16 protein-coding genes and 1 pseudogene are annotated in these 25762 nt (G+C 73.0%); 6 read left to right on the top strand and 11 right to left on the bottom strand.

Annotated features, from left to right (window positions below; translation table 11 throughout):
* Positions 1-68 precede the first annotated feature (68 nt).
* Positions 69-809, bottom strand: a complete 741-nt coding sequence (locus tag G9272_RS06790) for a class I SAM-dependent DNA methyltransferase (RefSeq protein ID WP_171395685.1) — start codon at positions 807-809, stop codon at positions 69-71.
* A gap of 440 nt (positions 810-1249) precedes the next feature.
* On the opposite strand from G9272_RS06790, the gene G9272_RS06785 reads away from it, so the two are divergent.
* The 4 genes from G9272_RS06785 (at position 1250) to G9272_RS06770 (ending at position 5474) form a co-directional block, all read left to right on the top strand.
* Complete coding sequence (locus G9272_RS06785; protein WP_020125862.1) at positions 1250-1453, top strand: cold-shock protein; 204 nt, start codon at positions 1250-1252, stop codon at positions 1451-1453.
* Between the two features lie 192 nt (positions 1454-1645).
* Positions 1646-3061 (top strand): DEAD/DEAH box helicase, encoded by a 1416-nt coding sequence (locus G9272_RS06780; protein WP_171395684.1) that lies wholly within the window; start codon positions 1646-1648, stop codon positions 3059-3061.
* A 133-nt stretch (positions 3062-3194) separates the two neighbouring features.
* On the top strand, positions 3195-3635 hold the full coding sequence (locus tag G9272_RS06775) for an OsmC family protein (RefSeq protein ID WP_171395683.1): 441 nt from the start codon (positions 3195-3197) through the stop codon (positions 3633-3635).
* A 117-nt stretch (positions 3636-3752) separates the two neighbouring features.
* A complete protein-coding gene (locus tag G9272_RS06770) occupies positions 3753-5474 on the top strand; it encodes a hypothetical protein (RefSeq protein WP_171395682.1) in 1722 nt (573 codons plus the stop codon).
* Between the two features lie 75 nt (positions 5475-5549).
* Here G9272_RS06770 and G9272_RS06765 read toward each other — a convergent pair whose 3' ends face one another.
* From G9272_RS06765 to G9272_RS06740, 6 genes are all read right to left on the bottom strand, one after another.
* Complete coding sequence (locus tag G9272_RS06765; RefSeq protein WP_171395681.1) at positions 5550-6191, bottom strand: cutinase family protein; 642 nt, start codon at positions 6189-6191, stop codon at positions 5550-5552.
* Positions 6192-6369: 178 nt separating this feature from the next.
* Positions 6370-7578 (bottom strand): PucR family transcriptional regulator, encoded by a 1209-nt coding sequence (locus G9272_RS06760; protein WP_171395680.1) that lies wholly within the window; start codon positions 7576-7578, stop codon positions 6370-6372.
* Positions 7579-7700: 122 nt separating this feature from the next.
* Entirely contained in the window at positions 7701-8645 is a 945-nt protein-coding gene (locus tag G9272_RS06755; protein WP_171395679.1) for an alpha/beta hydrolase, read from the bottom strand.
* A 9-nt stretch (positions 8646-8654) separates the two neighbouring features.
* Entirely contained in the window at positions 8655-12761 is a 4107-nt protein-coding gene (locus tag G9272_RS06750) for a type I polyketide synthase (RefSeq protein WP_171395678.1), read from the bottom strand.
* Positions 12758-14494: a fatty acyl-AMP ligase gene (locus tag G9272_RS06745; RefSeq protein WP_171395677.1), complete on the bottom strand. Its 1737-nt coding sequence runs from the start codon at positions 14492-14494 to the stop codon at positions 12758-12760. Before G9272_RS06745 ends, G9272_RS06750 begins: the two co-directional genes overlap by 4 nt.
* A gap of 47 nt (positions 14495-14541) precedes the next feature.
* Entirely contained in the window at positions 14542-16011 is a 1470-nt protein-coding gene (locus tag G9272_RS06740; RefSeq protein WP_253268181.1) for an acyl-CoA carboxylase subunit beta, read from the bottom strand.
* 466 nt (positions 16012-16477) lie between these two features.
* On the opposite strand from G9272_RS06740, the gene G9272_RS06735 reads away from it, so the two are divergent.
* Positions 16478-17881: a cytochrome P450 gene (locus G9272_RS06735; protein WP_171395676.1), complete on the top strand. Its 1404-nt coding sequence runs from the start codon at positions 16478-16480 to the stop codon at positions 17879-17881.
* Between the two features lie 25 nt (positions 17882-17906).
* Here the strand turns inward: G9272_RS06735 and G9272_RS06730 are convergent, their stop codons facing one another.
* From G9272_RS06730 to G9272_RS06715, 4 genes are all read right to left on the bottom strand, one after another.
* A complete protein-coding gene (locus G9272_RS06730; protein WP_171395675.1) occupies positions 17907-20384 on the bottom strand; it encodes a CBM35 domain-containing protein in 2478 nt (825 codons plus the stop codon).
* Positions 20385-20614: 230 nt separating this feature from the next.
* On the bottom strand, positions 20615-21517 hold the full coding sequence (locus G9272_RS06725) for an amidohydrolase family protein (protein ID WP_171395674.1): 903 nt from the start codon (positions 21515-21517) through the stop codon (positions 20615-20617).
* Positions 21514-23112 carry an HAL/PAL/TAL family ammonia-lyase gene (locus G9272_RS06720; RefSeq protein ID WP_171395673.1) on the bottom strand — a complete coding sequence of 533 codons (1599 nt, stop codon included), beginning with the start codon at positions 23110-23112 and terminating at the stop codon, positions 21514-21516. The genes G9272_RS06725 and G9272_RS06720 overlap by 4 nt, the downstream gene beginning before the upstream one ends.
* On the bottom strand, positions 23109-24110 hold the full coding sequence (locus G9272_RS06715) for an ornithine cyclodeaminase family protein (protein WP_171395672.1): 1002 nt from the start codon (positions 24108-24110) through the stop codon (positions 23109-23111). The genes G9272_RS06720 and G9272_RS06715 overlap by 4 nt, the downstream gene beginning before the upstream one ends.
* A gap of 137 nt (positions 24111-24247) precedes the next feature.
* Between G9272_RS06715 and G9272_RS06710 the strand changes: the two are divergent.
* Positions 24248-25420 (top strand): annotated as a pseudogene (locus tag G9272_RS06710) (ABC transporter ATP-binding protein); the annotation flags it as partial.
* Positions 25421-25762 lie beyond the last annotated feature (342 nt).

The following is a 25762-nucleotide window of genomic DNA, read 5'->3' as shown; positions in this document are numbered from 1 at the left end:
GGGGACAGCCAATCACCGGTCGACTCCCGCCGCACACGGCGGGGCGGGTTCGGCGGGAGGAAGGTGTGTCAGGTCGGCTTGCGCCACACGGAGATGTGCTTCGTGGAGTCCTGGGTGAACGGTGCGCCGTTCCAGTCCGCGACGCGCCGTTCCGGTTCGAGTCCCGCGATCCGTGCCATCAGGTCGAGCTCCGCGGGCCACGCGTACCGGTGCCGGGAGTTTCCGCGGCGGTAGCTGCCGTCGTCGGCGTCGCGGGTGAAGTGGTGCGAGACGAGGATCTGTTCGACCAGGTCGAAGGTGTCGAAGCCCAGATGCCGCTCGGAGACGTCGAAGGGCACCGCGACCTGCCCGGGCGGCAGGAACCGCAGCGGCGGCACCCCCAGCTCGATGACGAAGCGGCCGCCGGGCGCCAGGTGTCGTGCGGCGTTGCGGAAGCACTCGACCTGTTCGTCCTGCGTGAGCAGGTTCGTGATGGTGTTGTAGACGAGATACACCAGGGTGAACTCGCCGGGCACGACGGTCGTGGCCATGTCCCCGAGGACGACCGGCAGAGTGTCCTCGTCGATCTTGCGTCGCAGGACCGCCGCCATGTGCTCGGACAGTTCGACGCCCACCACGGGCACGCCGCGCTCCCGGAGCGGGACACCCACGCGTCCGGTTCCGATGGCGAATTCCAGTGCCCGGCCGTCGCCGACGAGTCCGGCGAGGAAGTCAAGAGTCGGTCCGAGGACGGCGGCCGAGGACATCTCGCCCTCCTCGGCGTCGTAGCGGTCGGCGGTCGCGCGGGTCCACAGTTCGCTGCTCGTCACAAGCGGCCACTCTGCCGGGCGCGGGGCGCGCTGTCGACGAGATTTCCCTCCGCCGGCAGCTCGGCGCCGTGCCGGGGAGGCCCGGCTCCGCCCCGGCGCGCCGCCCCCGCCAGGGCCGGTGGCGCACGCTCGAGCCATGGTCGCGTTCTCCTGGGGCGCACCTTGTGTAATCTGAAAATTAACCTTTCGCGTGTATTTGACTTCGTACAGGCTTGCGCGCCCGATCCGGTGCCGCGTGGGCGAAAGGTAGTGCGGTTGTATGTACCGTGCTAGGCTTCAGGCTAGTTGCAGTTGTGGTTCCCGAAACTTCAAGTGCCTCGGCGACTGTCTGTCGCCGGGCATTTTTGTATCTCCGGTGCTTATCCGGACGGGGTTCATTGTGGCAACGCATGGGTCCACACGGTGTGGACCTCTGGGCACTGCCCCGAAGGAGATGTGACATGGCTACTGGCACCGTCAAGTGGTTCAACTCGGAAAAGGGATTCGGTTTCATCGAGCAGGACGGCGGCGGCCCCGACGTTTTCGCTCACTACTCGAACATCGCCACCCAGGGCTTCCGTGAGCTTCAGGAAGGCCAGAAGGTGAACTTCGACGTCACGCAGGGCCAGAAGGGCCCGCAGGCGGAGAACATCACGCCCGCCTGACGCGAAAGCGTATGAGGCAGCTGGGGCCCGCACCATGTGGTGCGGGCCCCAGCTTGCTGCTTTTCAAGGATTCCGAAGATTCTGATGGAATTCTTTCAGTCTCATTTTCGGCTCGTGCTTGCAATTCGTCCGGCTCATTCTCACTCCTGCCGGGAATTCCTCGATGCGTGCCCCGTCGAGGAAGGTTCTCCGTTGAACCGTTCAGCTCGCACGAATGACCGTTCCGAGTTCGCGCTCCCGGTCACCGTCACCCCCGCCCTCCCCGCCGCCGCGACCTTCGGTGAACTGGACATGCCCGCCGAGTTGCTGGAGATGCTCGCCGGGCACGGCCTGAACGAGCCGTTCCCGATCCAGGCCGCCACGCTGCCGAACTCGCTCGCGGGCCGCGATGTCCTGGGCCGCGGTCGCACCGGGTCGGGCAAGACGCTCGCCTTCGGCCTGGCGCTCCTGGTGCGCACGGCCGGCCGACGCGCCGAGCCGCGGAAGCCGCTGGCCCTGGTCCTCGTCCCCACGCGCGAGCTGGCCCAGCAGGTCAGCGACGTGCTCACCCCGTACGCCCGGCTGCTGAAGCTGCGGCTGGCCACCGTGGTCGGCGGCATGTCGATCGGCAGGCAGGCCGGCGCGCTACGGGCCGGGGCCGAGGTGGTCGTAGCGACTCCGGGCCGCCTCACGGATCTCGTCGAGCGCAAGGACTGCCGCCTGGACCGGGTGGACATCACCGTCCTCGACGAGGCCGACCAGATGGCCGACATGGGCTTCCTGCCGCAGGTCACCGAGCTGCTGGACCAGGTACGCCCCGACGGCCAGCGCATGCTGTTCTCGGCCACGCTCGACAGCAACATCGACCTCCTGGTCCGTCGCTACCTCCATGACCCGGTGGTCCACTCGGTCGACCCGTCGGCGGGCGCGGTCACCACGATGGAGCATCACGTCCTCCAGGTGCACGGCGCGGACAAGTACGCCGCCGCCACCGAGATCGCCGCCCGCGAAGGGCGCGTGCTCATGTTCCTGGACACCAAGCACGCCGTCGACCAGTTCACCCGGCACCTGCTGGGCAGTGGCGTCAGGGCCGCCGCGCTGCACGGCGGCAAGTCGCAGCCCCAGCGCAACCACACCCTGGCCCAGTTCAAGGACGGCCGTGTCACGGTGCTGGTCGCGACCAACGTTGCGGCCCGCGGCATCCACGTCGACAACCTCGACCTCGTGGTCAACGTCGACCCGCCCGCCGACCACAAGGACTACCTGCACCGCGGCGGCCGTACGGCACGCGCCGGCGAGTCCGGAAGTGTCGTCACCCTGGTCACGCACAGCCAGCGCCGGGACATGGCCCGGCTGCTGTCCGACGCGGGCATCAGGGCGCAGATCACACAGGTCCGCTCCGGCGAGGCCGAGCTGAGCCGTATCACCGGCGCCCAGGCTCCCTCCGGCGTCCCCGTCGGCGGCAGCGGGCCGGTCGTCGCGGAGCGTGCGCAGCGCGGCGGTGCTCCCTTCCGCGGTATGGGCACCCGCCCGGGGCGGCCCGGCCGCGGTGGCGAGTCCCGCAAGGCCACCGAGGCCCGCCAGGCCGCCGAGGCACGCGCGGCCGCCCGGGTGCGCCGGGGCGCCTAGCCCGGCCGGGCCGCCGGGACGCCGATCCCTCGGACGTGCCTTGGCCCCTGGGCTGCCCGGCGGGGCCGAGCCGGTGCCGTGGCGGGGTTCTGCCCGCGTGGCGTGCCGGTGGCGCGGCACTAGTGTCGTCGGCATGAGCGAAGACTCCCAGCGCCTCGTCACCATCGAGCGGACCGGCGCCGGCCGGTTCACCGCGACGAACGTCCGCGGTGGCACGATCGGCTTCGGTACCGGCTCCGATTCCGACGGCGGCACCGACTTCACCCCGGTCGAACTCCTGCTCGCGGCGATCGGCGGCTGCACCGCCGCCGACGTCGACGTCGCCACCGGCCGGCACGCCGAGCCCGCCGAGTTCACCGTCACCGTGACCGGCGACAAGATCAGCGACGACTTCGGCAACCGGATGACCGACCTCGCGGTCACCTTCTCCGTCACCTTCCCGGACGGCGCGTCCGGCGACCGGGCCCGCACGATCCTGCCCCGGGCGGTCGCGGTCTCCCACGACCGGCTGTGCACCGTCAGCCGCACCATCGAGATCGGCACTCCCGTCACCGTGACCGTCACGGACGACTGACCGCGCCGCGACACCGCGGACCCGTTCTCTGCGGACCGGTGACAAGCGCGCCGTCGAGCGCTGCGTTCTTGTGAGCACTTCCCGAGCCCCCGCCTTCCACGGCCCTACGGTCCGGCTATGAACACGAGTCGTAGCAGAGGAAGGACGTGGCGCGGCGCGGCGCTGGCGGTGCTGCTGACCACGGGGGCGCTCACCGCGGCCGCCCCGGACGCTCAGGGAGACGGCGCACGGACCGAGACGCCCGTGACGTCGACGCACCCGGCCGACGGCGTGACCGAGTCGGTGGTACGGGTGAAGCTGCCGTTGCCGCGGTCCTTCGGGGACCGGCCGGCGGCCTGCGACCAGCTGTCGTATCTGCGCTATCGCTCCGCCGACGGACCGGCGGCGTCGGCCGACGCCGACCGGATCCTCGTGGCCCAGCCGGGCATCCTGGAGGGCGCCGGAGCCTTCGACAGTGTGGCCCGCGGCACGGTCGCGAAGGCCGCCGCGCAGGGGCGGCACATCGAGTTCTGGGCCCTGGACCGGCGCTCCAACTGCCTGGAGGACCGCACCGGCATCGCTTCCGGCGACCAGCACACCGCCGTCGACTACTACTACCGGGCCAAGCAGGTCGACGGCCGGGTCTTCGGGGGCTTCGTCGGCGACAACCGGCTCGGGTGGATGGCGAAGCTCGGCATCGAACAGACCGTACGGGACGAATACGACCTGCTGGTTCACGAACTGCCCGACCAGGGCCTGCGCAGGAACAAGGTGCTGTGCGGCGGACACTCGCTGGGCGGGGTCGTCACCGGGTACTTCGCGGCGGCCGACTTCGACGGCGACCCCACCACCCTGGCGGACGCGGGACAGAACCAGTGCGCCGGCTACTTCGCCCTCGACACGACGATCTCCACCTCGCTGGCCGACCTGAGCGGCAGCCTGCCCGACGACACCGACCTGCCGGACATCGGGCTCGGCTATGCGGCGGTGCAGGCGGGGCTCGACACCGGGGTGCTGCCCCGCTCGCTGTCCGCGCCGGTGCTGCTCAACCCGGAGACCATGACCCTGCTCGCCATCGCCGGCCTGGGCGCCGTGCGCGACGCGGACGGTGAGGCGGACCTGCCGGCCTATCTGCCCTCCGGCATCAACATCGAGGCCACCAACCGCTTCCTGTTCTCGAAGGACGCCGCCACCTTCCTCACCGGCTCACCCGGGGTGAAGGACTTCCGGCTCACCAACGCCACGGTGCTCGGGGCACTGATGGACGACAACTCCGTACCGCTGGCGTTCCTCCAGAGCAGTGTGGGCTTCTTCGACGGCGGGCCGGTCACGGACAAGAGCTTCCCCGCGGCCAACGGCGGCACGCAGCCGACGCGGTTGTTCGGCGTCGGGTACAAGGCCATCCCCGCGCAGCCCCACGGGCCGCTGTACACCTGGCGTGACTACGACCGGGTCGGCGACGCCGACGACCCCGGGTACCGGTCGGCCGACGGTACGCCGTTCACCGACGCGGGCAAGGAGGTCACCGATCTCCAGGAGCTGGCCCGCAGCCTGGCGGAGCAGCCGCTCGACTTCACCGAGCAGTACTTCCCGACCAAACTGGTGACCGACATCCAGCTGGCCACTTCACCGCAGGTGAGGAAACTCGTCGTACATCCCACAGGGCTGACGGCCAATCCGACGCTCACGGTGCTCGCGGGCGACGGACTGCTCGCGGGCCGCATCCCGGCCGACCTGCACCCCGTCGTCGCCGCGGGCTACCAGCACCTCGACGTGCTGACCGCGGCGCCGGAACAGAACAACGGGCTGCCCGAACCCGTGTCCGGAGCTCTCTCGTCGTTCGCCCGCACTCCCCGATAGCCGTCGCGTCACACGTCCGAAGGGCCCGGGAGGATCTCCTCCCGGGCCCTGCCGTGTGCTGGTGTGCCGGTGCGGTCAGACCTTGCCGGCGGCGAACGTGGCCGCCGCGGTGGCGTCGGAGGTGTAGCCGAGATGCGCCAGTACGTCGTCGCCGCCGTTCTCGCAGATGGGGTCACCGGTGGCGCAGAAGTCGATGGTGCGGCTCTGGTAGGTGCCGGTGACGCTCTTGCCGAGGGCCCGGATCGGGTTGCCGAACAGCAGGACCGCGGCGACCTTCGGCTCGACCGCCGTGGGGAGGGTCGCGACGATGGGGCTGCCGACCACCGCGCCGGCACTGCTGATGCCGATGGAATTGTCGACGACATTCGCGCCCTGCGAATATCCGACGAGAATGAAACGCTGATTCGGGCAGGCCGTCGCCTGCGCCTTGACGTGGTTCACCAGATCCGCGTTTCCCTGCGCGGCCGATGTCAGGGAAAGGTCTGCGGGATAGTTCACCGCGTAGCTGGACAGGCTTTTGCCTGTCAGTTTCTTCTGGAGTGCGGAGAACACCGGGTCGCCGACGATCAGGCCGAGCGTGCCCGGTTCGAAGGTGCCGCGAGCGGCCACGACGTCAATGTCCGAGCAGGTGGCGGCGGTTGCGGTGGGTGTCGAGAGAGTGACGAGTCCCGCCCCGCCGACGAGGGAGAGCGCGGCGAGACACAAGCGGATACGCATGGGGATCCTTTGCGGGTGGGGCGCGTGAAGCGCCTGATGAAAAGGACAGTCCCGAAGGTATTCGCGTTTCCTGGCCGGGTGTTATGGACGGGAATTCAGAAATTCCGCTTGTTTTTGTTCCGTGGTGAGTGGGCCCGGGCCCGGGTGGTGCCGGTGGCCATCAGGGGTGGTTCGGCCATCAGGAGTAGTTCGCGGAGCGCAGGGCCAGGATCAGATCCAGGCGGGCGCCGGGGTCGTGCAGGGCGTCGCCGAAGAGCTTCTCCAGCTGGCGCAGGCGGTAGCGGACCGTCTGCGGATGGATGTGGAGCCGGGCGGCGACATCGGGCACGTTGCTGCCGCTGAGCAGCCAGGCCAGCAGCGTCTCGGCCAGCCGGGCGCGCTGTCCCTCGGAAGCGGCGTCGAGGGGCCTGAGGGCCCGCGTCCGCAGGTGGGCGAGCAGCGGCTCGTCGCTGTACAGCAACAGGGCCGACAGGTGGTCGTCGCACCGCACCACGCCCTGCCGGGGCAGGATCCCGCGCCCCATCAGCCCCAGCGCCCGCGTGGCCCAGCGCAGCGACTGCGCGGCCTCGGTGACGGGGACCGTCGGGCCGATCGCCGCCGGGCGGCCCTGGAGGCCCAGCAGGAACGACCGGCCGCCGAACCGCCCGGAGCCCTCCGGGTCCGGCACCAGCACGCGCGGCGGCCGTGACCCCATGTCCATCAGCGCCCCGGGCATCGCCGGTGGCCCGTCCGCAGCATGCGGGTCCGCGGTGGCCGCCAGCGTGACGACGGCGACCCGTGACGGCACCCGCCAGCGTGCTCCGTGCGCCAGGTCCTGCACCGCCTCCGGGGACACCGGTCCGTCGCCCAGCAGCAGATCGAGCAGGCGTCGGCGGCGCCGTTCCAGCTCGTCCGTGTTGTGTGACCGTGCCTCCGCGTAGCCCGCGGCTGCTGCCTCCGCGACCTCGTGCACGGTCCGGAACGCCAGTTCGCCGAGTGCGGCGACGACCGTCGAGTCCAGCCCGAGTTCCTCCGCCGTACGGCTCATCAGCCGCCAGGCGTGCAGCCCGCCCACCCGTAACGCGGACTGCAACGCGTCCAGACTGCGGCCCTCGAGTGCCTCGCCGCGCCCGAGTTCGTAGTACGTCGCGGCGATGGCGGCTCCGTGGCCGCGCGGGTCGGCGATGTGGTCGACGAACAACGTGAGCGCCTGCACCACTCCGGCCCGGAGATTGCGGCCGTAGGTCCCGTCGGCCGGCCGCGCGTACTCGGGCACCTGCCGTCGGACCTCCTCCTCCACCTCGTCGGCGACGCCCTCCAACTGGGCGCGCAGTAACTCGGCCAGATCGGGCGGAACCGAAACGGTCCCGGGATCGGTGGGCACGCCGCGCGGGGTGGGCACAGCCACGACGGACACTCCTTTCACCCGGAGGCGGCTCGCCCACGCGCTGTTGCCCGTGGGACGAGGGGGACGTCCTGTGTTGGACGGACGCCCCCTGCGCTCCGTTCCGTGCCCCGGCTGCACCGACATCACTCCGGCACCCCCAGCGCACCGGCGAGCATCGGCCACGAGGCGGTGAACTCCCGCTTCCAGTAGGTCCAGCTGTGTCCTCCTCCCGCGTAGTAGTGGGTGGTGGCCGGGATGCCGAGGAGCGCGAGGAGGTCGGTGAAGCCGTGCGCGGAGGGCCACAGGGTGCTCTCCAGCGCCTCGGGCAGCCAGTCGCCGATGCCGCCGACCACCCCACTGCCGCTGGAGACGTACAGGGGAGTGCCGCGCAGCCCGGCGGCCCGGGCGCGCGGGTTGAAGTCGCGCCAGGTGAGGGCGTTGAGCAGCGGACTGCCCCAGAGCGAGTGCGGGGCCAGGTTCTCGCGGGCCACGATGGCGTCCAGGAGAGCGGGCACGCCGGGGGCGGTGGTGTCGAGGATGCCGCTGTAGGAGGCCGCGGCGGTGAACGTGCCCGGGTGGCGGGCCGCGTGCGCCATCGCGCCGTAGCCTCCGGTGGAGACCCCGGCGACGGCCCGCACGCCGGACGCCCGGTAGTCGCGGGCCAGCAGCGCCGGGACCTCCTGGAGCTGGAAGGTCTCGTAGTCGGGGCCGCCGCGCCATGCGGTCGGGATGCCCGTGGGGCCCGCGTCCGGCATGACCACGATCAGGTCGCGGCCCTCGGTGAAGGCCTCGATGTCCGTCTCCCGGGTCCAGGACGTGTAGTCGTCGTGGGCGCCGTGCAGGAGATACAGGACGGGGTAGCTCCGCGTGGGCCGGGCGTCGAAGTCCGACGGCAGGATCAGTCGGACCGGCGCGCTGCGGCCCAGCGCGGCGGAGGACACGGACACGTCGAAGGTCCGCGGCCCCAGCCGGGTCGCGGCCCGGGCGTGTGCCGTGGCGGCGGTGGCGCCGAACAGGGCGGCCAGGCCGGTGGCCGCCGCGGCCCTGGTGACGGCGCGTCGGGACGGTCGGGCGGTGTGCTGCGGCATGGCGGCTCCTCAGTCCGGTTCAGCGGGTCCGCTCGGCGTGGCGAGCACCTGCCGCAGATGGGCGGCGATCTCGTCCACGTGCGGCGGGTCGAGCAGCGAGAGGTGGTGCCCCGGGACCGGTACGACCGTCAGACGCGGGCACACCTCGTCCCAGCCGAGGGTCTCGTCGTCGCGTTCGTAGGCCGGGTCGCGCACGGTGTGCGGAGCCGGTTCGGTGGCCCGGTACAGGACCACGCGGCCGTCGTGGCGGCCCGGACGGTGGGCCTCCCCGACCCTCAGGTCCAGGTAGGAGGCACGCTGGTGCTCCAGCGCGGCGGCCGGTACCTCGACGGCGCCGCGCAGGGTCCGCAGCACGAGGTCGATGCGCTCGCGGTCGTCGTCCATCGCCACGAGTTCGTCGTACGGCAGCCGCAGCCGCACCCCGTAGGTGTCGGCGACGTGCCGGGCGAAGCCCGTGAAGTGCGCGCGGAGCCGGTCGGCCTGCCTACGGTCGGGTCGGAGGAGGGGCCGCACCGAGTCGATGAGCACGACGAGCGGCACGGCCCGTCCGACGGAGGTGAGCTGTCGGGCCGTCTCCTGGGCGAGGAAGCCGCCGAAGGACCAACCGCCCAGCAGAAGAGGCCCGTCGGGATGGGCGGCGGTGATCGCCTCGGCATAGCGGCGTGCCTTCTCCGGCACGGTACGGGCGTCCTCCAGCCGTTCCAGCCCGTGCACCGGACGGTCGTCCCCGAGCCGTTCGGCGAGTGCGCGGTAGACGTCGGCGCGGCCACCGGCCGCGTGGAACAGGAACAGCGGCGGCCGGGAGCCGGCGGTGCGCAGGGCCCGCAGCGGTGAGGGCCCCTCCCCCTCGTCCCTGGCAACCGCAACCGCAACCGCAGTCGCAGTCGCAGTCGCCGTTGCGGGAAGGGCCTGTCGGATGCGGTCGGCCACCTCGTCGACGGTGGCGGAGCCGAGCAGGTCGCGCAACGGCAGGTCGATCCGGAACTCGCGTTCCAGGGCTGTGCGGATACGGACGGCCATCAGCGAGTCCAGGCCGAGGTCGGCCAGCGCCGTGGCAGGCGTGACGCGGGCCGTCGGGTGGCCGGTGACGGCGGCGATGTGGTGGCTGAGGCGGGCGGCGATCGAGACCGGGCCGTCGGTCTCCTCACCCGGGCTGTCGGCCTCCTCGCCCGGTGCGTCGGCCTCCTCGCCCGGTGCGGAGGGCTCGGCCCATCGCCCCGCCGCCACTGCCGGCGGCGCGACGGGGGCCCGGCCGTCCGTCCACCAGTACCGGGCGTGCCGCCAGCGCGGTGCGGGCATGTCGACGACCCGGCCGGGCGGCCGCGGCAGGGGCAGGCCGGCCGCGTACAGGGTGCCCAGCTCCGAGAGGAACCCGGCGCAGCCGTCCGCGCCGCGGCGCAGGGTGCCCACCGCGAGGGCGCCGGGCACCGTGTCGGTCACCGGCCGGGCCAGGACCGGATGTGGCGAGATCTCGACGAAGGCGGTGTGGCCGTCGGCGGCGGCCGCCGCGAGGGCCCGGTCCAGGCGCACGGGACGGCGCAGATTGGCGGCCCAGTGGGCGGCGTCGAACCGGCAGTCGCCGCGCGGGTCGTCGAGGACGGTGGAGTAGACCGGGACGCGCGCGGGCCTGCCCCCGACGTCGAACAGGGCGTCGGTGAGCTCCGGCAGCAGCGGGTCCACCTGGGGCGAGTGTCCGGCGCCGACGACCCGCAAGGCCCGGGCGGCGCGGCCCCGCTCCTCGAGTCGGCGCACGAGCCGGGTGACCGCCTCCTCGTCCCCGGTGACGACCTTCTGCCGGGGCGAGGAGTGGACGGCGACCCGGACGCCCGGGAAGTCGCGCTCCAGGTCGGCCAGTTCGCCGTCGTCCAGGTCGACGACGGCCATCGCGCCGCCGTGCAACCCGCCCAGCAGCCGGGCCCGCACGGCGACGACCCGGGCCGCGTCCGACACGTCCAGGGCACCCGCGCAGACGGCGGCGGCCACCTCGCCCAGGGAGTGACCGATCACGGCCGCCGGTTCGGCGCCGTACGAGCGCCACAACTCGGCGAGCGCCAACTGGAGCCCGAACAGCACGGGTTGGGCGATCTCCACACGGTCGAGCGCCGCTCCGGAGGCCAGCTGGTCGTGGAGCGAGAAGCCGCATGCGACGGCGAGCTGCGCGTCGAGCTTCTCCACGGCGGCCGCGAAGGCCGGTTCCTCGGCCAGCAGGCGACGCCCCATGCCGGGCCACTGGCTGCCGTACCCGGAGAACACCCACACCGGACCGCGCCCGACCCGATCGCGGTCGCCGGTCAGCACCCGCGCGTGCGGCCGGTCCTGCGCCAACGCGCCCAGCGCGTCGGCCAGTTCCTCCCGGTCATGGGCGACCACGGCGGCGCGTACCGGCCCGCGCCCAGTGCGTCCGGCGAGCGTACGGGCCACGTCGGCCGGACGGGCGGCGCGCCCCCCGGGCGTGCGGAGCCACCCGGCGAGCCGGGCCGCGGTGTCCCGGACCCGCTCGGTGTCGACGTCGGACAGCAGGTGCAGCCGGGCGGCCGGTTCCTCGGCCGGGGGTGGCGGCAGCGTGTCGGGCCGCCATTCCTCCAGTACGGCATGGGCGTTGGTACCGCCGAACCCGAAGGCCGACACCCCCACGGTGGCCGTGCCGCCGTAGCGGGGCCAGGGCTCGGGCTCGGTCACCACCCGCAGTCGTACGCCGTCCAGGGCGCTGCCGTGCGCGCAGTGCAGCGACGGCGGAACGCGGTCGTGATGCAGCGCGAGGACCGTCTTCACCAGGCCCGCGATGCCCGCCGCGGACTCCAGATGCCCGAGGTTGCCCTTGACGGAGCCGAGCAGCAGCGGCTGGTCGCGGTCGCGGCCCGGGCCCAGGACCGTGTCGAGCGCGCCCGCCTCGATCGGGTCGCCGAGCGGGGTGCCGGTGCCGTGCGCCTCGACGTAGTCGATATGCGCCGGGGCCAGCCCGGCCCGCGCGTAGGCGGTGCTCAACAGGGCCTGCTGCGCCGCCGGGTTGGGGGCGAGGAGGCCGTTGGAGCGGCCGTCGGAGTTCACGGCGGTGGCGCGGACGACCGCGAGGACGCGGTCACCGTCGCGCTCGGCGTCGGACAGCCGTTTCAGCAGCACGGCCGCGCATCCCTCGCCGCGCCCGATGCCGTCGGCCGCCGTGGCGAACGGCTTGCAGCGGCCGTCCGGCGCGAGGGCGCCCGCCCGCGCGAACGCGACGCCGACGACGGGCGACAGGAGCAGGTTGACCCCGGCGGCGATCGCCAGGTCGCTCTCGCCGGTGCGCAGACTGACACAGGCGTGGTGCACGGCGACGAGCGAGGACGAACAAGCGGTGTCGACGGCCATGCTCGGCCCGCGGGTGTCCAGGACGTACGCCAGCCGGCCCGCGGTCACACCGAGCGCCGCGCCCGCCGGGGCCCATGGATCGACGGCGGCCGCTCGGGCGCCGGTGAGCTGTCCGTACTCCGGGGAGCAGACGCCGACGAAGACGCCGGTGGCCGAGCCGGCGAGGGTGGCGGCCGGGACGGCGGCGTGGTCGAGCGTCTCGTGGACGACCTCCAGGAGCATCCGCTGCTGCGGGTCCATCACCGTGGCCTCGCGCGGTGTGATGCGGAAGAAGTCGGCGTCGAACCCGGCGATGTCGTCGAGGTAGCCGCCGTACGCGGGCGCGTCGGCGGGCGGGAAGGCGGTGAAGTCCCGCCACCGGTCCGCCGGGACCGGCCCGATCGCGTCGGTCCCGTCGCCCAGCAGCCGCCAGTAGTCGGCCGGGCCACGCACCCCGCCGGGCAGCCGGCACCCGACCCCGATGACCGCGACGGGCTCGTCGAGCGCCGCCGGGGGAGGGGCCGCCGGCGGCGCGGGGAGGTGCCGTGCCGCCGGGCCACTCAGCTGCGCCACCAGAGCCTCCAGCGTGGGCGCCGACCAGAGCAGCGTCGCCGGCAGCTCGCGGCCCGTCAGCCGGGACAGTTCCCCGGCCAGGCCGACCGCGTCCCGTGAGGACATGCCGAGGTCGGCCAGCGGCAGGTCCATCGGTACGTCGTCGCCGGTGCCGTTCCAGGCGGCGACCCGTTCCGCGATCAGACGGCGCAGCGCGCCCTCGTCGACGGCGCTCATCGCGCCCTCCCCGCCCCGAAGGCGCCCTCCAGATACCGGGCCCGGGTCAGGGCCCGCGCCACCTTGCCGCTGGACGTCCGGGGCACGGCGCCGGGAGCGACGAGGACGACGTCGGCGAGCCGCAGGCCGTGCCGGGCGGAGACGGCCGCGCGCACGGCCCGCGCCAGGGCCGGTACGTCGATCCCGTCGAGACGGGTGGCCCGCGTGTGCTCGGCCACCACGACCACGCGCTCACCCGCGTCGCCCGGGACGCCGAAGGCGGCGAGCCGGTCGCGTCGCACGGCCGGATGCGCGTCCTGGACGGTGGCCTCCAGGTCCTGCGGGTAGTGGTTGCGGCCGTCGACGACGATGAGGTCCTTCAGCCGGCCGGTGACGATCAGCTGTCCGTCCAGTACCGTCCCCAGGTCGCCGGTGCGCAGCCAGCCGCCCGGGGCGCCGGCCGGCCGGGCACCGAAGACACGCCGGCTCTGGGCCTCGTTGTTCCAGTAACCGCGCCCCACGTTGGGGCCCCGCACCCAGATCTCGCCGACCTCCCCCTCGGAGAGGGAGTCGCCGGAGACGGGATCGACGACGTGGACCTGCTGGCCCGCCGGGGTACCGCAGCCCGCCAGCTGCACGGCGTCGGCGTCGTCGGGCCGCGCGGGCAGGGCCTTGCCGGCGGCGAGGGCGTCCCGGTCGAGGGCGAACCGGCGCAACGGCTCACCGGGCCGGGCGGCGCTGACGAAGACGGTGGCCTCGGCGAGCCCGTACGACGGACAGTGGACGTCCGCGGCAAGGCCCTGGGCGGCGAACGCCGCGTGGAAGCGGTCGGCGGTGCCGGGCCGGACCGGTTCACTGCCGTTGATCAACGCGGCGACACCGTCCAGGCGCAGCTCCGCCTTCTGCGCGTCGGTGACGGCGGAGACGCAGTAGTCGTAGGCGAAGTTGGGCGCGGCGCTCAGCGCGTGCGGATGCGCGGCGAGCAGTCGCAGCCAGCGGGCCGGCTCGTGCAGGAACGCTGCCGGGTCCATGAGCACCGACAGGCGACCCTGGACGACAGGTGCCGCGACGCTCAGCACGAGCCCCATGTCGTGGTAGAGCGGCAGCCAGCCCACGCAGGTCACCGGGGCCGTGTCGGCGCCGTAGGCGGTCAGTGCCTGGCGGGCGTTGGCGACCACGTTGGCGTGGGTGATCTCCACGCCCGCCGGGGCGCGGGTGGATCCGGAGGTGTACTGGAGATAGGCGGTCGCCCCGGCGTCCGGCGCGGCCACCGGCCGGTCCCGGGCGGCGGTGTCGGGGACCCGGTCCACCGCGACGGCCGGCACCTGCGCACGCGCGCAGAGGTCCGCCACCTCCGCCATCGCCCGGCTCGTGGTCACCACGACCGCGGGACGCGCGTCGGCCAGCACCGAGGCGAGCCGGTCCCCGTGGCCGGGCAGGCCGGGCGGATACAGCGGTACGGCGACCAGCCCGGCGGCCAGCGCTGCCAGGAAACCGGTGACGTACTCCGTTCCCTGAGGGCACAGCAGCGCCACCCGCGCCCCGGGCTCGGCCTCCTCGGCGAGCCGGGCCGCGAGCGCCCGCACGCGGCTGTCCAGACTCCGCCAGGTCAGCGTGCGGTGTACGCCCCGCGAATGCGGGCCGGGGTGGTCGACGAAGGTGAACGCCCGGCGGTCGGGGGCGGTTTCGGCCCAGTGCCGCAGGTACTCGGGCAGAGTCCGGTACGCGGGCGCGAGCGGGGGGCGGCTGTCCATCGGGCGTGGCTCCTCACGGCGCGGTGTCGGCTGGCGGGTCGGGCGGATCAGAGCGGGATGTTGCCGTGCCGGCGCTCCGGCATCGGGGCGCGCTTCCCGCGCAGCGCGCGCAGGGCACGGCACAGGTGGGCGCGGGTGTCGCGGGGGGCGATGACGGCGTCGACGTACCCGCGTTCGGCGGCGGGGTAGGGCGTCCCGTGGGTGGCCTCGTACGCGGCGACGAGACGGGCACGCAGCGCCTCGGGGTCGTCGGCCGCGGCGAGTTCACGCCGGTGCAGCACGCCGACGGCGCCCTCCGCGCCCATGACGGCGATACGGGCGGTGGGCCAGGCGAGGTTGAGGTCGGCGCCCAGGTGTTTGGAGCCCATCACCGCGTACCCGCCCCCGTAGGCCTTGCGCACCACCACCGTGATCTTCGGGACCGTCGCCTCGGCGTAGGCGTACAGCAGCTTGGCGCCGCGCCGGATGATGCCGGCCTGTTCCTGGCTGACACCGGAGAGATAGCCGGGGACGTCGGCGAAGGTCAGCAGCGGGATGCCGAACGCGTCGCAGAACCGCACGAACCGCGCGGCCTTCTCGGAGGCGTCGATGTCGAGGACGCCGGCCGCGTGCATCGGCTGGTTGGCGACGACCCCGACGGTGGCGCCCTCGACCCGGGCCAGGGCGCAGATGATGTTCGGCGCGAACAGCTCCTGCACCTGGAGCAGTTCGCCGTCGTCGACGACCGTGTGCAGGAGGTCGCGCATGTCGTAGGCCTGGCCGGTCCGGTCGGGGACCAGCGTGTCGAGCCGGGCCCCGTCGGGGGCGGGCGTGGGAGCGTACTCCGGCGGCCGCCCGAGGTTGTTGGCGGGCAGGTACGACAGCAGGTCGCGCACGGTGTCGAGGGCGTCCTCCTCGTCGACGGCCAGGAAGTGGGCGTTGCCGTTGACGGAGTTGCTGGCGCGGGCGCCGCCCAGCTCCTCGGCGGTGGTGCGCTCGCCGGTGACGGCCTCGATGACGTCGGGCCCGGTGACGAACATGTGCGAGACGCCGTCCACCATCACGGTGAAGTCGGTGATGGCCGGCGAGTACGCGGCGCCGCCCGCGCAGGGGCCCAGGACGACCGAGATCTGCGGGATCACCCCGGACGCCCGTACGTTGCGGCGCACCAGCTCGGCGTAGAGGGCGAGCGAGGAGACGCCCTCCTGGATCCGGGCGCCGCCGGAGTCGTTGAGCCCGACGACCGGACAGCCCGTCTTGAGCGCGAGGTCCATGAGGGCCACGGTCTTCTCGCCGAAGGCCTCGCCCATGCTGCCGCCGAAGACCGTGGAGTCCTGGGCGAACACACAGACCGGCCGTCCGTCGACCGTGCCGTACCCGGTGACGACCCCGTCCCCGTAGGGCCGGCGGGCACCGTCCCCCGTGGACCGCGCCCGGACGAACCCGCCGGTCTCCGTGAAGGAGCCCTCGTCCAGCAGCCGCTCGATCCGCTCCCGCGCACCGAGGGCCCCGGATCTCCTGGGCGTGCCCGGCACCATCGCCTGTGCCTGACGGCGTGTCAGGTCCGCGATACGGTCGGCGGTGCGGTCCGCCGTGCTCGTCGTTGTCGGTATCTCTGCCGCCGTCGCCGTAGCCAGGGATGTTGTCGCCTCTCGCGTCACAGCCACCTCCGAAGTGGTTCTCGAATATGGCAGCGATGCGGGAGCGAACCGGAGGGATCACCGTTCTGTTTGCGTGAGTTGAGTCCTCGGGGACGCAGGTTCGTCCTGGCGTGACAAGGCGACGGCGCCGGACGCTCGCGCGGTCCCGCTCAGGCGGAGGTCAACCGCTCAGTGAACCGGCCGAGTTGATGCGGTGCCGCGTTGGGGGACACGGCAGTCCCGGGATCGCGGCCCGCAGCGCCCCCGTCGTTCACCGCGGACGGGTCCTGGGATAGGGTCCGACCGGTTCCGGCTACCGAATGACCACGCGCCGGTACGGGGAGTGTCGGAGGGCGGCAGAGCGATGGAATCGCAGGTGGGTGACGGCGGATCCGTGGACCTGGACGGCGCGCGGTTGGAGACGATGACTCCGGAACCGCTGCTGACCCGGGACTACGAGACGCGCCCCTCGCTCGTGTACGAGCGGCTCAGGCAACAGCACGGTCCGGTCGCGCCGGTCGACCTGCTGGGGGTGCCCGCCTGGCTGGTCCTGGGATACCGGGAGTCGCTCGAGGTGCTCCAGGACGACGCCGGGTGGCCCAAGGGGCTGGAGAAGTGGCGGGCCCGGTCGGAGGGCAGGGTGCCGGCCGACTGGCCGCTCGGACCGTCCCTCGAGGTCAACCATGTGCTGATCCAGGGCGGCCCCGGTTACCGGCCGCTGCGGACGGCCTGGGACGCGGCCCTCAAGCCGTTCCAGGACCCGCGCCACCCGCAGGCCAAGAGGCTGAAGACGGCCGTCGGCGCCTACGCCGACGAACTGATCAGCCTGGTGGGGCAGGCCGGCGGCACGGGCTGGGCGGACCTCTCCGCCCAGTTCTCCCGGCCGCTGCCGCTGATGGTGGCCAGCCATCTGCTCGGCTTCCCCGGTTCGCAGGGCGACGACGCGCTGATGGACATGTGGCGGGTACTGGACGCGGGTCCGGACGCGGAGCCCGCCCTGGAGCGGCTCCTTGCGGCGCTGGCCGAACTGGCGGCGGGGAAGCTGGAGAAGCCGGGGGAGGACTTCCCCTCGTACCTGCTGGCCGCGCATCCCGAACTCTCGCTCGACGAGCTCGCCCGTGAGTTGTTCATGCTGCTGGGCATGACCTCCGACCATGTCGGCATCCTCATCTCCAACACGGTGGTCGAGGTCATCTCGGGTGAGGGCGGCGTGCGGGCCAGCCTGTCCGCCGGGATGGTCAGGGAGAGCATGAACCGGGTGGTCATGCGCAAGCCGCCGCTGGTGAACTTCGTGCCGCGCTTCGCGGCCGAGGACACCCGGCTCGGGAACTACACGATCCGGGCCGGCGACCCGGTGTGGGTCTCCTCCGCGGCGGCGCACGCCGACCCGCTCTTCGCCGACCACGTCGAATCCGGCACCACGGTCAGCACCCGGGCGCACCTGGCCTGGGGCGCGGGCCGTCGCCAGTGCCCGGCGCGCGAGCTCGCGTCGACGGTCGCGGCGGTCGGCGTGGGCCGGCTGTTCGAGCGGTTCACCCACCTGGACCTCGCCCTCCCCGTCGACCAACTGCCGTGGCGCTCCTCGCCCTTCATGCGCGGACTGCGCTCGCTGCCCGTACGGTACGAACTGGCCACGATGCCGGAGCCGCCGTCCTCGCAGGCCGCGGCCGCCGAGGAACCGGCCGGGATCGGACTGCCCGATCCGGCGGTCCGGCAGCGCTCGTCGCTGTGGCGCTATCTGACGGGCCTGATCGGCGTCGGCCGCTGACCTCGGAGCATGTGCGCGCATCGGACTACGTCCGGCAGTGGATCCGGCCCAGTTCGATGCGGGCGATGCGCGGGGCCCGGCCCGTCGCGTTGCGGAAGGTCACGCTTTCGACGCCCTCGCGCAGGTCGACGGGGACGCCCAGCGTCCAGTAGTCGTCCCGGCTCCAGGTGTTCTTGAAGGTGAGCCTCCGTGGTGCTCCGCCGCCGACGGTGAGATCCGCCGTACGGGACAGGATGTCGGTGTTGTAGGCGTGGCCGTTGTCGCGGCGGTCGTCGTGCGCGTAGTGCACGACCAGCATGTAGCGGCCGGAGTCCGGCGCGTGCACCGTGAACTCGGCCGCGCCGACAGGGCTGTTGCCGAGGTCGTCGATGCAGGAGCCGCCGAAGGCGTGGGCGGAGTCGACGAGCTTCGCCCCGCCGGTGAGGACGGCGGACGCGGCGGCGTAGGAGAGGGTGCCGTCGGTCGAGCCCGCCCCCGAGACGTCGAGGGACCGGACGGCCGAGTGCCCCGCGGTCAGCGCGACGCGGTTGTTGCCCGCCACCAGGTAGAGCCGCAGCGGCCGGTCCGGCGCCGCCGGCACCCGCTCGCCGTGCAGAGTGAGCCGCACCGCCGCCGAGGCTCGCGGCACGACCGTGTAGTAGCCGTCGCGAGGGGCGTAGACGTCGAAGACGGCCCGGTCCCCCTCCCGCAGGACCAGGGCGCCCGTGCCCACTCCGGCCGACGAGGAGTAGTCGTACGACGGGCTGCCGCCGATGTCCGCGAGTGTCGCCTCGTACGACGCCGACGGTGCGCCGGTGCGCGCGGTGAGGTCGACGCGGTCGAGGGTGACCGCGGCGTCGCCCTTGGCGAGGGTCAGCACATGGGTGCCGGCCGACAGCTCGACACCGAGGTCCTTCTTGGCGCGGTAGGCCCAGTTCTGTGTGGAGGGGTATGTCACCGTGACCGGGTCCGTGCCGTCGACGAGCAGCTTCTGGGTGGCGGGGGCGCCCGACTGGTTGCCGTAGAGGATCGCCAGGTCGTACGTCCCGTCCGCCGGGACCGTCACCGTGAGGTCGACTCGGCTGGAAGCGGTGTCGAGGGAGTCGACGTCCTTCGTGCCGGAGGCCGCGTAGCCGTTGGGGTCGGCGACCGTCCCCCGGGTGTGGACCCGGCCGCCGGTGATCGCCGCGTCCTCGGCCTCGTACGACGCCGACCAGGGCACGGACGCGACGGACGGGGTGCCGGCGCCGCCGGGCGTGAGGACGATCCGGTACGCGGACATCCGGTGCCCGTCGCGCAGCGGCACGGTCACCGAACCGTCGGCCGCCACCTCGAGCCCGGTGCGGGCGAGGACCCGCGGAGCGGCGTGCTGTCCCTCGTAGCCCGACCATGCGGCCTCGGCGACGGTCGCGACGACCGTGCGGCCGAAGACGGACCGGGGGACGCCGCGCACCACGACGTCCGTGTCGCCGTCCGAGCCACCGAGCAGCACCTGGGCCTGACGGCGCGAGGTGTCGAGCGAGGCGAGGCCCTGGAGGGTGTCGACGGTGTGCGGCTGCGGCGGGGTGACCTCGACGGTGTCGCCGGTCAGTCCGGCGTACCAACGGAAGAACCACCAGCCGCCGTTGGGGATGTTCGTGCGCACCACGTTGCCGTCCAGGTTGCCGGCGGCGTCCCAGTAGGCCTGGTTGGCGTACACCTTGTTCCGCTCGAACATCGACACCCACTGCACGAGCTGTCCCGGCACGGACAGATCACGGCGGTTGGCGTACTCGTCGATGCTGATCGTCAGCGGTGCGATGCCCAACCGGCGCTCGATCGCACGGTAGTCGTCGTGATGACCCTGGAAGTCCCGCAGCGAGTCCGGGCCCAACTCGTGCCAGGTCACGACGTGGGGCAGCACGTTCTCCCGCTGGGCGAAGGCGAGGAAGTCGGTCATCAGGCGGGTGTGGTAGCCCGTCTCGTTGGGCCCGGCGATCCTGGCGTCGGGGGCGAGGGCGCGGATGCGCCGGTACACGGTTTTCCAGTCCTCGAAGAACCGGTCGCGGTTGGTCTCGTACCGCGCCTGGTCACTGACGCCGAGGTCGTACCAGATGCAGTCGGGCTCGTTGAACGGGATGTAGACGAAGCGGTCGCCGTGCGGGTCCGCCGACACCTCCTTGACGATCCTGTCGACCTTGGGGAGGTAGTCGTCGATGCCCAGGTTCTCGTACGGCCACTCGGCGTAGACGTCCTGCATCATCACGTTGATCTCGCCGCCGCCGTTGCGGAAGAACGACCCGGCGACGGAGAGCGCGTCCCCGTTGGGGTGCTGGGCGCCGCGCTCCGGCTTCTGCGTGATGCTGGTGATCTTCAGCGGGGCGAGTGCGGCGTCACTCGGTACCCCGTCGTCGCCGATCCCGTACAACGCGCCGTTGGCGCCGAGCAGCACCGGCCCTTCGGAGACGGCGAGGTCGACGGTGAGGCGCTGCGGGGCGTCCGCGGCAGCCGCTGCCGAAAGCGGCGTGTGACCGGTCACATCCATGGGAGGATTGTGGCCGGTCGTACCGAGGCCGTCAATGGACCATGACGAGGGGGATCGACGATCCGACGCCGTGAAGGCCGGCTGTGGCGGGGGATCGAACGGGGTTGCCGGGCGGCCGGACACCGACTCCGTCGAGCAGGCCGTCGCGGGTCGAGCGGGGGTGCGGCCGACCGGTCACCGCCTCTCGGTGAGCGAGCCGTCAGGGGTCGAGCGGGGTTGCCGGCGGCCCGTCAGCGACCTCCGGTGAGCAGGCGTCGGGGATTGGTGGCGCCGAAGGCGTGCGCTGCCGCCTCGCCCAGGCCGAAGCCGGGTTGCTCCGGCGGCCCCGCGTACGGCCGGTCGGTGCCCAGCACCACGGCACCGGCGCCCAGGGCACGGACGATTGCCTCGACGGCACCGGGACCGTACGAGGACGTCTCGACGAAGACGCCCGGGTCGGCCTCCTCCCACCCTCCGCCACGCGCGGCGAGGCGTTCTCCGTGCAGCGGCGCGAGGCCGGCCAGCAGCGCGAAGCACACCCGCAGCCGTGGGTGGCGCGGCCGGCCGAAGGCCCGGAAGGCGAACCAGGCGGAGTGCATCTGCTGGACGTAGGGGACCATCGCGGGCCACCAGCCCGGCACCTCGGACCCGCCGGGCGCCGCCGGCCCCGGATGGACGAACAACGGCAGGCCGCGTGCCTCGAGCAGATCCAGCAGCGGGGCGCAGCGCGCGTAACCGCCCGCGTCGGCCAGGGCGTTCGCCGGCAGCTGGAGCCCGACGAACCCCTGGTCGAGGTCCTCGGCCAGCAGCCGCGCGTCGATGTCCCGCACGCAGGCCGCGGCCCAGGCGCCGAACGGCTCGGGGAGGGCGGCCGCGCCCTGGTGATAGGCGTCGAGCAGGGGGCGCGCCTCGGCCGGGGGCAGCCATTCCACCCCGATCGGGGCGGACAGCGAGACGAGCGCCCGGCCGAGCCCGTCGGCCGCGGCGATCTCCGTGCGCCGGGCCACGTCGTGGTCGGCGGGCGGGACCTCGTAGGGCGGCTCACCGTCCAGGTGGAGCGTCCAGCCGTCCAGGTACGGCGGTTCGCGGCGCGACCGCAGCGCCGCCACCAGGGACGGGGTCCACAGATGCTGGTGGACGTCGATATCCGTCATGACGCTCCTTCCGGGGCGGCCGCTTCCCTCGCCGCCTCCGTCACCCACGTGTGCAGTGTGCTCCGCACGTCCTCGCGGCCCAGGACGTCACGGCTCACCGCCTCCACGTCCACCCCGCAGGGCCGGTCGTCGTCCAGGCGGGGCACGATCGCGCGGATCGCATGGTGCAGGAGCGCCGGGCCCCGCCCCAGCTCCGACGGCGCCGCCAGGTCCACCGCCTGCGCGGCGACCACGGCCTCCACGGCGAGCAGGTGCCGCAGCCGGACCAGGATCGTCGTCAGCCGCCGTGCCCCGAGCGCCGCGTTGGTCGAGTCGTCCTCGACGGCGTCCGCGCCGTGCCGGGGGTCGGTGCTCACCGGTACGGACAGCATGCGGATCTCGGCGACGAGGGCCTGCGCCGTCTTGGTCAGCGGTGCGAAGCCCGAGCGCTCCGGGCCGTACGGCGAGAGGTTCGCGGGCAGTCCGCTGACGGCGGGCTCCAGCAGGCGCCGCATGCGTTCGGCGGACACCGACGCGGTCTGCGTCAGGGCCAGCGCGAGGGTGTCGAAGGCGAGGGCCAGGGCCGGGGTGTGGAAGTTGCCGGACGAGAGGATCTCGCCGCCGCCGGCCGGCTTCACGGGGTTGTCGCCGCCGGCCAGCACCACCGGGTTGTCACCGCAGCCGTTCAGCTCCGGTCGCAGCGCGGCGTCGGCGAAGTCCAGCGCGGTGTGCAGCGCCCCGTGCACCTGGGCCGCGCAGCGCAGGCTGACGGGGTCCTGCACCCGTCGCGCGTTGCGGGGATCGCCCAGCTCGCCTCCGGCCAGCAGAGCGCGCAGGCCGGCCGCCGCGCGGGACTGACCGGGGGCGGGACGCAGGCCCAGCACCCGGGCGTCGAGCGGACCCGTGTTCGCCCGGAAGCCCTCGTAGGTGAGCGCCGTGACGGCCTGGGCGAGCGTGAGGACGGCGGCCGCCTCGTGCAGGGCGAGGGCGCCCACGCCGGCGGCCAGCGGGCTCGCGCTGCACAGCACATGCCCGTCCCTGGGGCCCAGCGTCGCCGGGGTGAGACCGGCCCGCCGCAGGGCCGCGCCGCCGTCGAGCACCTCGTCGGCGAACTCGGCGCCGCCCTCACCGATGACGACCAGGCCGACATGGGCCATCTGACACAGGTCGGAGGCGCCGATCGACCCCACCTCGGGGATCACGGGATGCACCCGCGCGTTGAGCATGTCCACCAGCAGCCGCGGGATCTCCGGCCGTACCCCGCTGCCGCCGCCCGCGATGCCGTTCACCCGGGCGAGGACGGCCGCGCGCACGACGGGCACGGGCAGGGGTTCACCGACCGCGTTGGCCCGTCCCCGGACCGTACGGACGCTGAAGCGCTCGAGCTCGGCGCGGGGCAGGGCGTACGAGGAGCGCGCGCCGAGGCCTGTGGTCAGGCCGTACGTCGGCACCTGGCGGTCGACGACGTCGTCCACGACGGCCCGGTCGCGCGTCAGCCGGGGGAGCACCTCGTCCGCGAGGACCACCCGGGCCCCGTGCCGGGCGACCGCGACGACATCGTCGTAGGACAGCGTCCGTCCGTCGACGAGGACGTCGGTGACCGCGACGCCGGTCACGAGAACCGCAGCTTCTGGCCGAGGCCGCGCTCTTCGGCCTTCCTGAGCAGGGCCGCGCCCAGCGCGATGTCGGAGAGCGAGAGGCCGCGGTGCCAGAACAGGTTCGTCTCGTCCGCGCTCTCCCGGCCGGGCTTGCGGCCGACCACGATCTCGCCCAACTCGCCATGCAGATTGGTCTCGTTCAGCCTGCCCGAGTCGACGTGCGCGCGCAGCGCGCCGAACGGTCCGGCGTGCGCCTGGCCCCAGTCGTCGACGACGATCTTGTCCATGATGTCCGTGAGGGTGAGTTCGACGGCGCTGTTCGTCCCGTAGGGCACGACCAGCGCGCCGGGCGCGATCCACTCGGTCCTCAGCAGCTGCTCCGGCCGCTCCAGGCGGGACGCCTCCACGACGATGTCCGCGCCCTCCACACAACTGCGCCAGTCTTCCGTCACGACGACCGGCTTGCCGAGGTCCCGCTCCAGCCGCTCGGCGAAGGCCCGCCGGCTCTCGGGGCGGCGCGAGTGGACGCGTATCTCGGTCAGGTCGAAGATCCGGTCGAGCAGCCGGACGTTCCAGTACGACGTGGCGCGGGCGCCGATGTGCCCGAGCACCCGGGCGTCCGGGCGGGCGAGGTGGCGTGCGCCCAGCGCGGTGAGGGCGCCGGTGCGCATCTCGGTGATCGCGGTGGCGTCGAGTACGGCCACCGGCATGCCGGTGCGTGGGTCGAAGAGGTTGAGCAGCGCCATCTCGGAGGGCAGCCCCTGCCGGTAGTTGCCCACGTAGTCGCCCACGATCTTGACCCCGGCCAGCGAGAGCGGGGCGACATAGCCGCGGAGGACGTTGAAGTGACCGTGGAACGCGGGATCGGGCATGAGATGCACACGTGGCTCGATCACCGTCTCGCCCAGACCCTGGGCGCGCAGTCCGTCCTCGACGGCGTCGAGTATCTCGGTGTCGGTCAGCTCGAGCCGCTCGATGTCCGAACCGTTCAGGAACGTGAACCAGACCGGTTCCATGGGGCCTGTACCTACCTCGGAGCTGGGGATTTGTTGATTTCGTACGAACGTAACGCGCCGTTTACAGTCGGGCATTGACTGCCATTCAGCCACCGGTAACTCTGCATGACCATATGCAGTCGGGGTAAGGGGCAGCCTTGATCAGGTTCGACGCGGTGAGCAAAAACTATCCGAACGGCACCACGGCCGTGGACGATCTGTCCCTGGAGCTGGCCGAGGGCGGCATCACGGTTCTCGTCGGTCCCTCCGGGTGCGGCAAGACCACGACCCTGCGCATGATCAACCGCATGGTCGAGCCGACCGCCGGGACGGTGAGCCTGCGCGGCCGGGACATCCGGGAGGTCCACGCCCCCGAACTGCGCCGTGGCATCGGGTACGTGATCCAGCACGCGGGACTGTTCCCGCACCGCACCGTCCTCGACAACATAGCCACCGTCCCGCTGCTCCTCGGGTGGAGCCGGAAGAAGGCGCGGGCACGGGCGGCGGAACTGCTGGAACTGGTGGGGCTGCCGCCCGAGATGGCCAAGCGGTACCCGAACCAGCTCTCCGGCGGACAGCAGCAGCGCGTCGGGGTGGCCAGGGCGCTGGGCGCCGACCCTCCGGTGCTGCTGATGGACGAGCCGTTCAGTGCCGTCGACCCGATCGTGCGTGCGGAGCTCCAGGACGAGTTCCTCCGGCTCCAGAAGGAGCTGCACAAGACGATCGTGTTCGTCACCCATGACATCGACGAGGCGATCAGGCTCGGCGACAACATCGCGGTGTTCCGGACCGGCGGCAGGCTCGCGCAGTTCGACACCCCCGAGCGGCTGCTCGCCCGTCCCGTCGACGAGTTCGTGGCCGGCTTCGTGGGGCAGGACCGGGGCATCCGCCGGCTGTCCTTCGTCAAGGCGGCCGAGGTGCCGCTGCGCGCCGGACCGGTGCTGCCGGCGACCTCCGCGGTGGCCCTCGCCCGAGCCGCGGACGAATCCTGGGTGCTGGTCGTCGACGACGACCGGCGCCCGCTCGGCTGGACCGCGGTCGCCGGGCTGCCGGAGCACGGCACGCTCGCGGACGCGCCGCTGACCCCGCTCGGCCACACCTTCAGCCTGGTCGGCGACTCGGCACGGGCCGCCCTCGACGCGGCGCTGCTGTCGCCCTCCCGGCTCGCCGTGGGCGTGGACGCGCAAGGCACGGTCATCGGCGTCGCGGACGCCTACGAGCTGTCCGCCGTAACGGCGGCCGCCGAAGCGGCGGCGGCCGCAGCAGAAGTGGCAGCGACACCTGCCGAAGGGGAGACGGCTGCCGCTGGAGGGGAGACGGCTGCCGCCGAAGGTGAGACGGCCGCCGCTGGAGGGGAGACGGCCGCCGACGGGGAGACGCCGGCCGGAGGTGGGACGCCGTCCACCGACGGAGAGACGGCCGCCGACGGAGAGACGGCCGCCGACGCGGAGACGGCCGCCGACGCGGAGACGGCCGCCGACGCGGAGGCGGCAGCCGGAGGGGAGACGCCGGCAGCCGGAGGGGAGACGCCGGCAGCCGACGGAGAGCCGCCGTCCGGAGGGGAGACGCCGGCAGCCGACGGAGAGACGGCAGCCGATGCGGAGACGGTCGTAGCGGGCGAGCTGCCGGCCGTGGGCAAGGCGGGCGCCGCCGACGGTGTGGGCGGTGGTGAA

The sequence above is a fragment of the Streptomyces asoensis genome, assembly GCF_013085465.1.
Taxonomy (GTDB): domain Bacteria; phylum Actinomycetota; class Actinomycetes; order Streptomycetales; family Streptomycetaceae; genus Streptomyces; species Streptomyces cacaoi_A.
The sequence above is the reverse complement of the archived record's forward strand: the minus strand, read 5'-3'. Positions and strand labels throughout refer to the sequence as shown.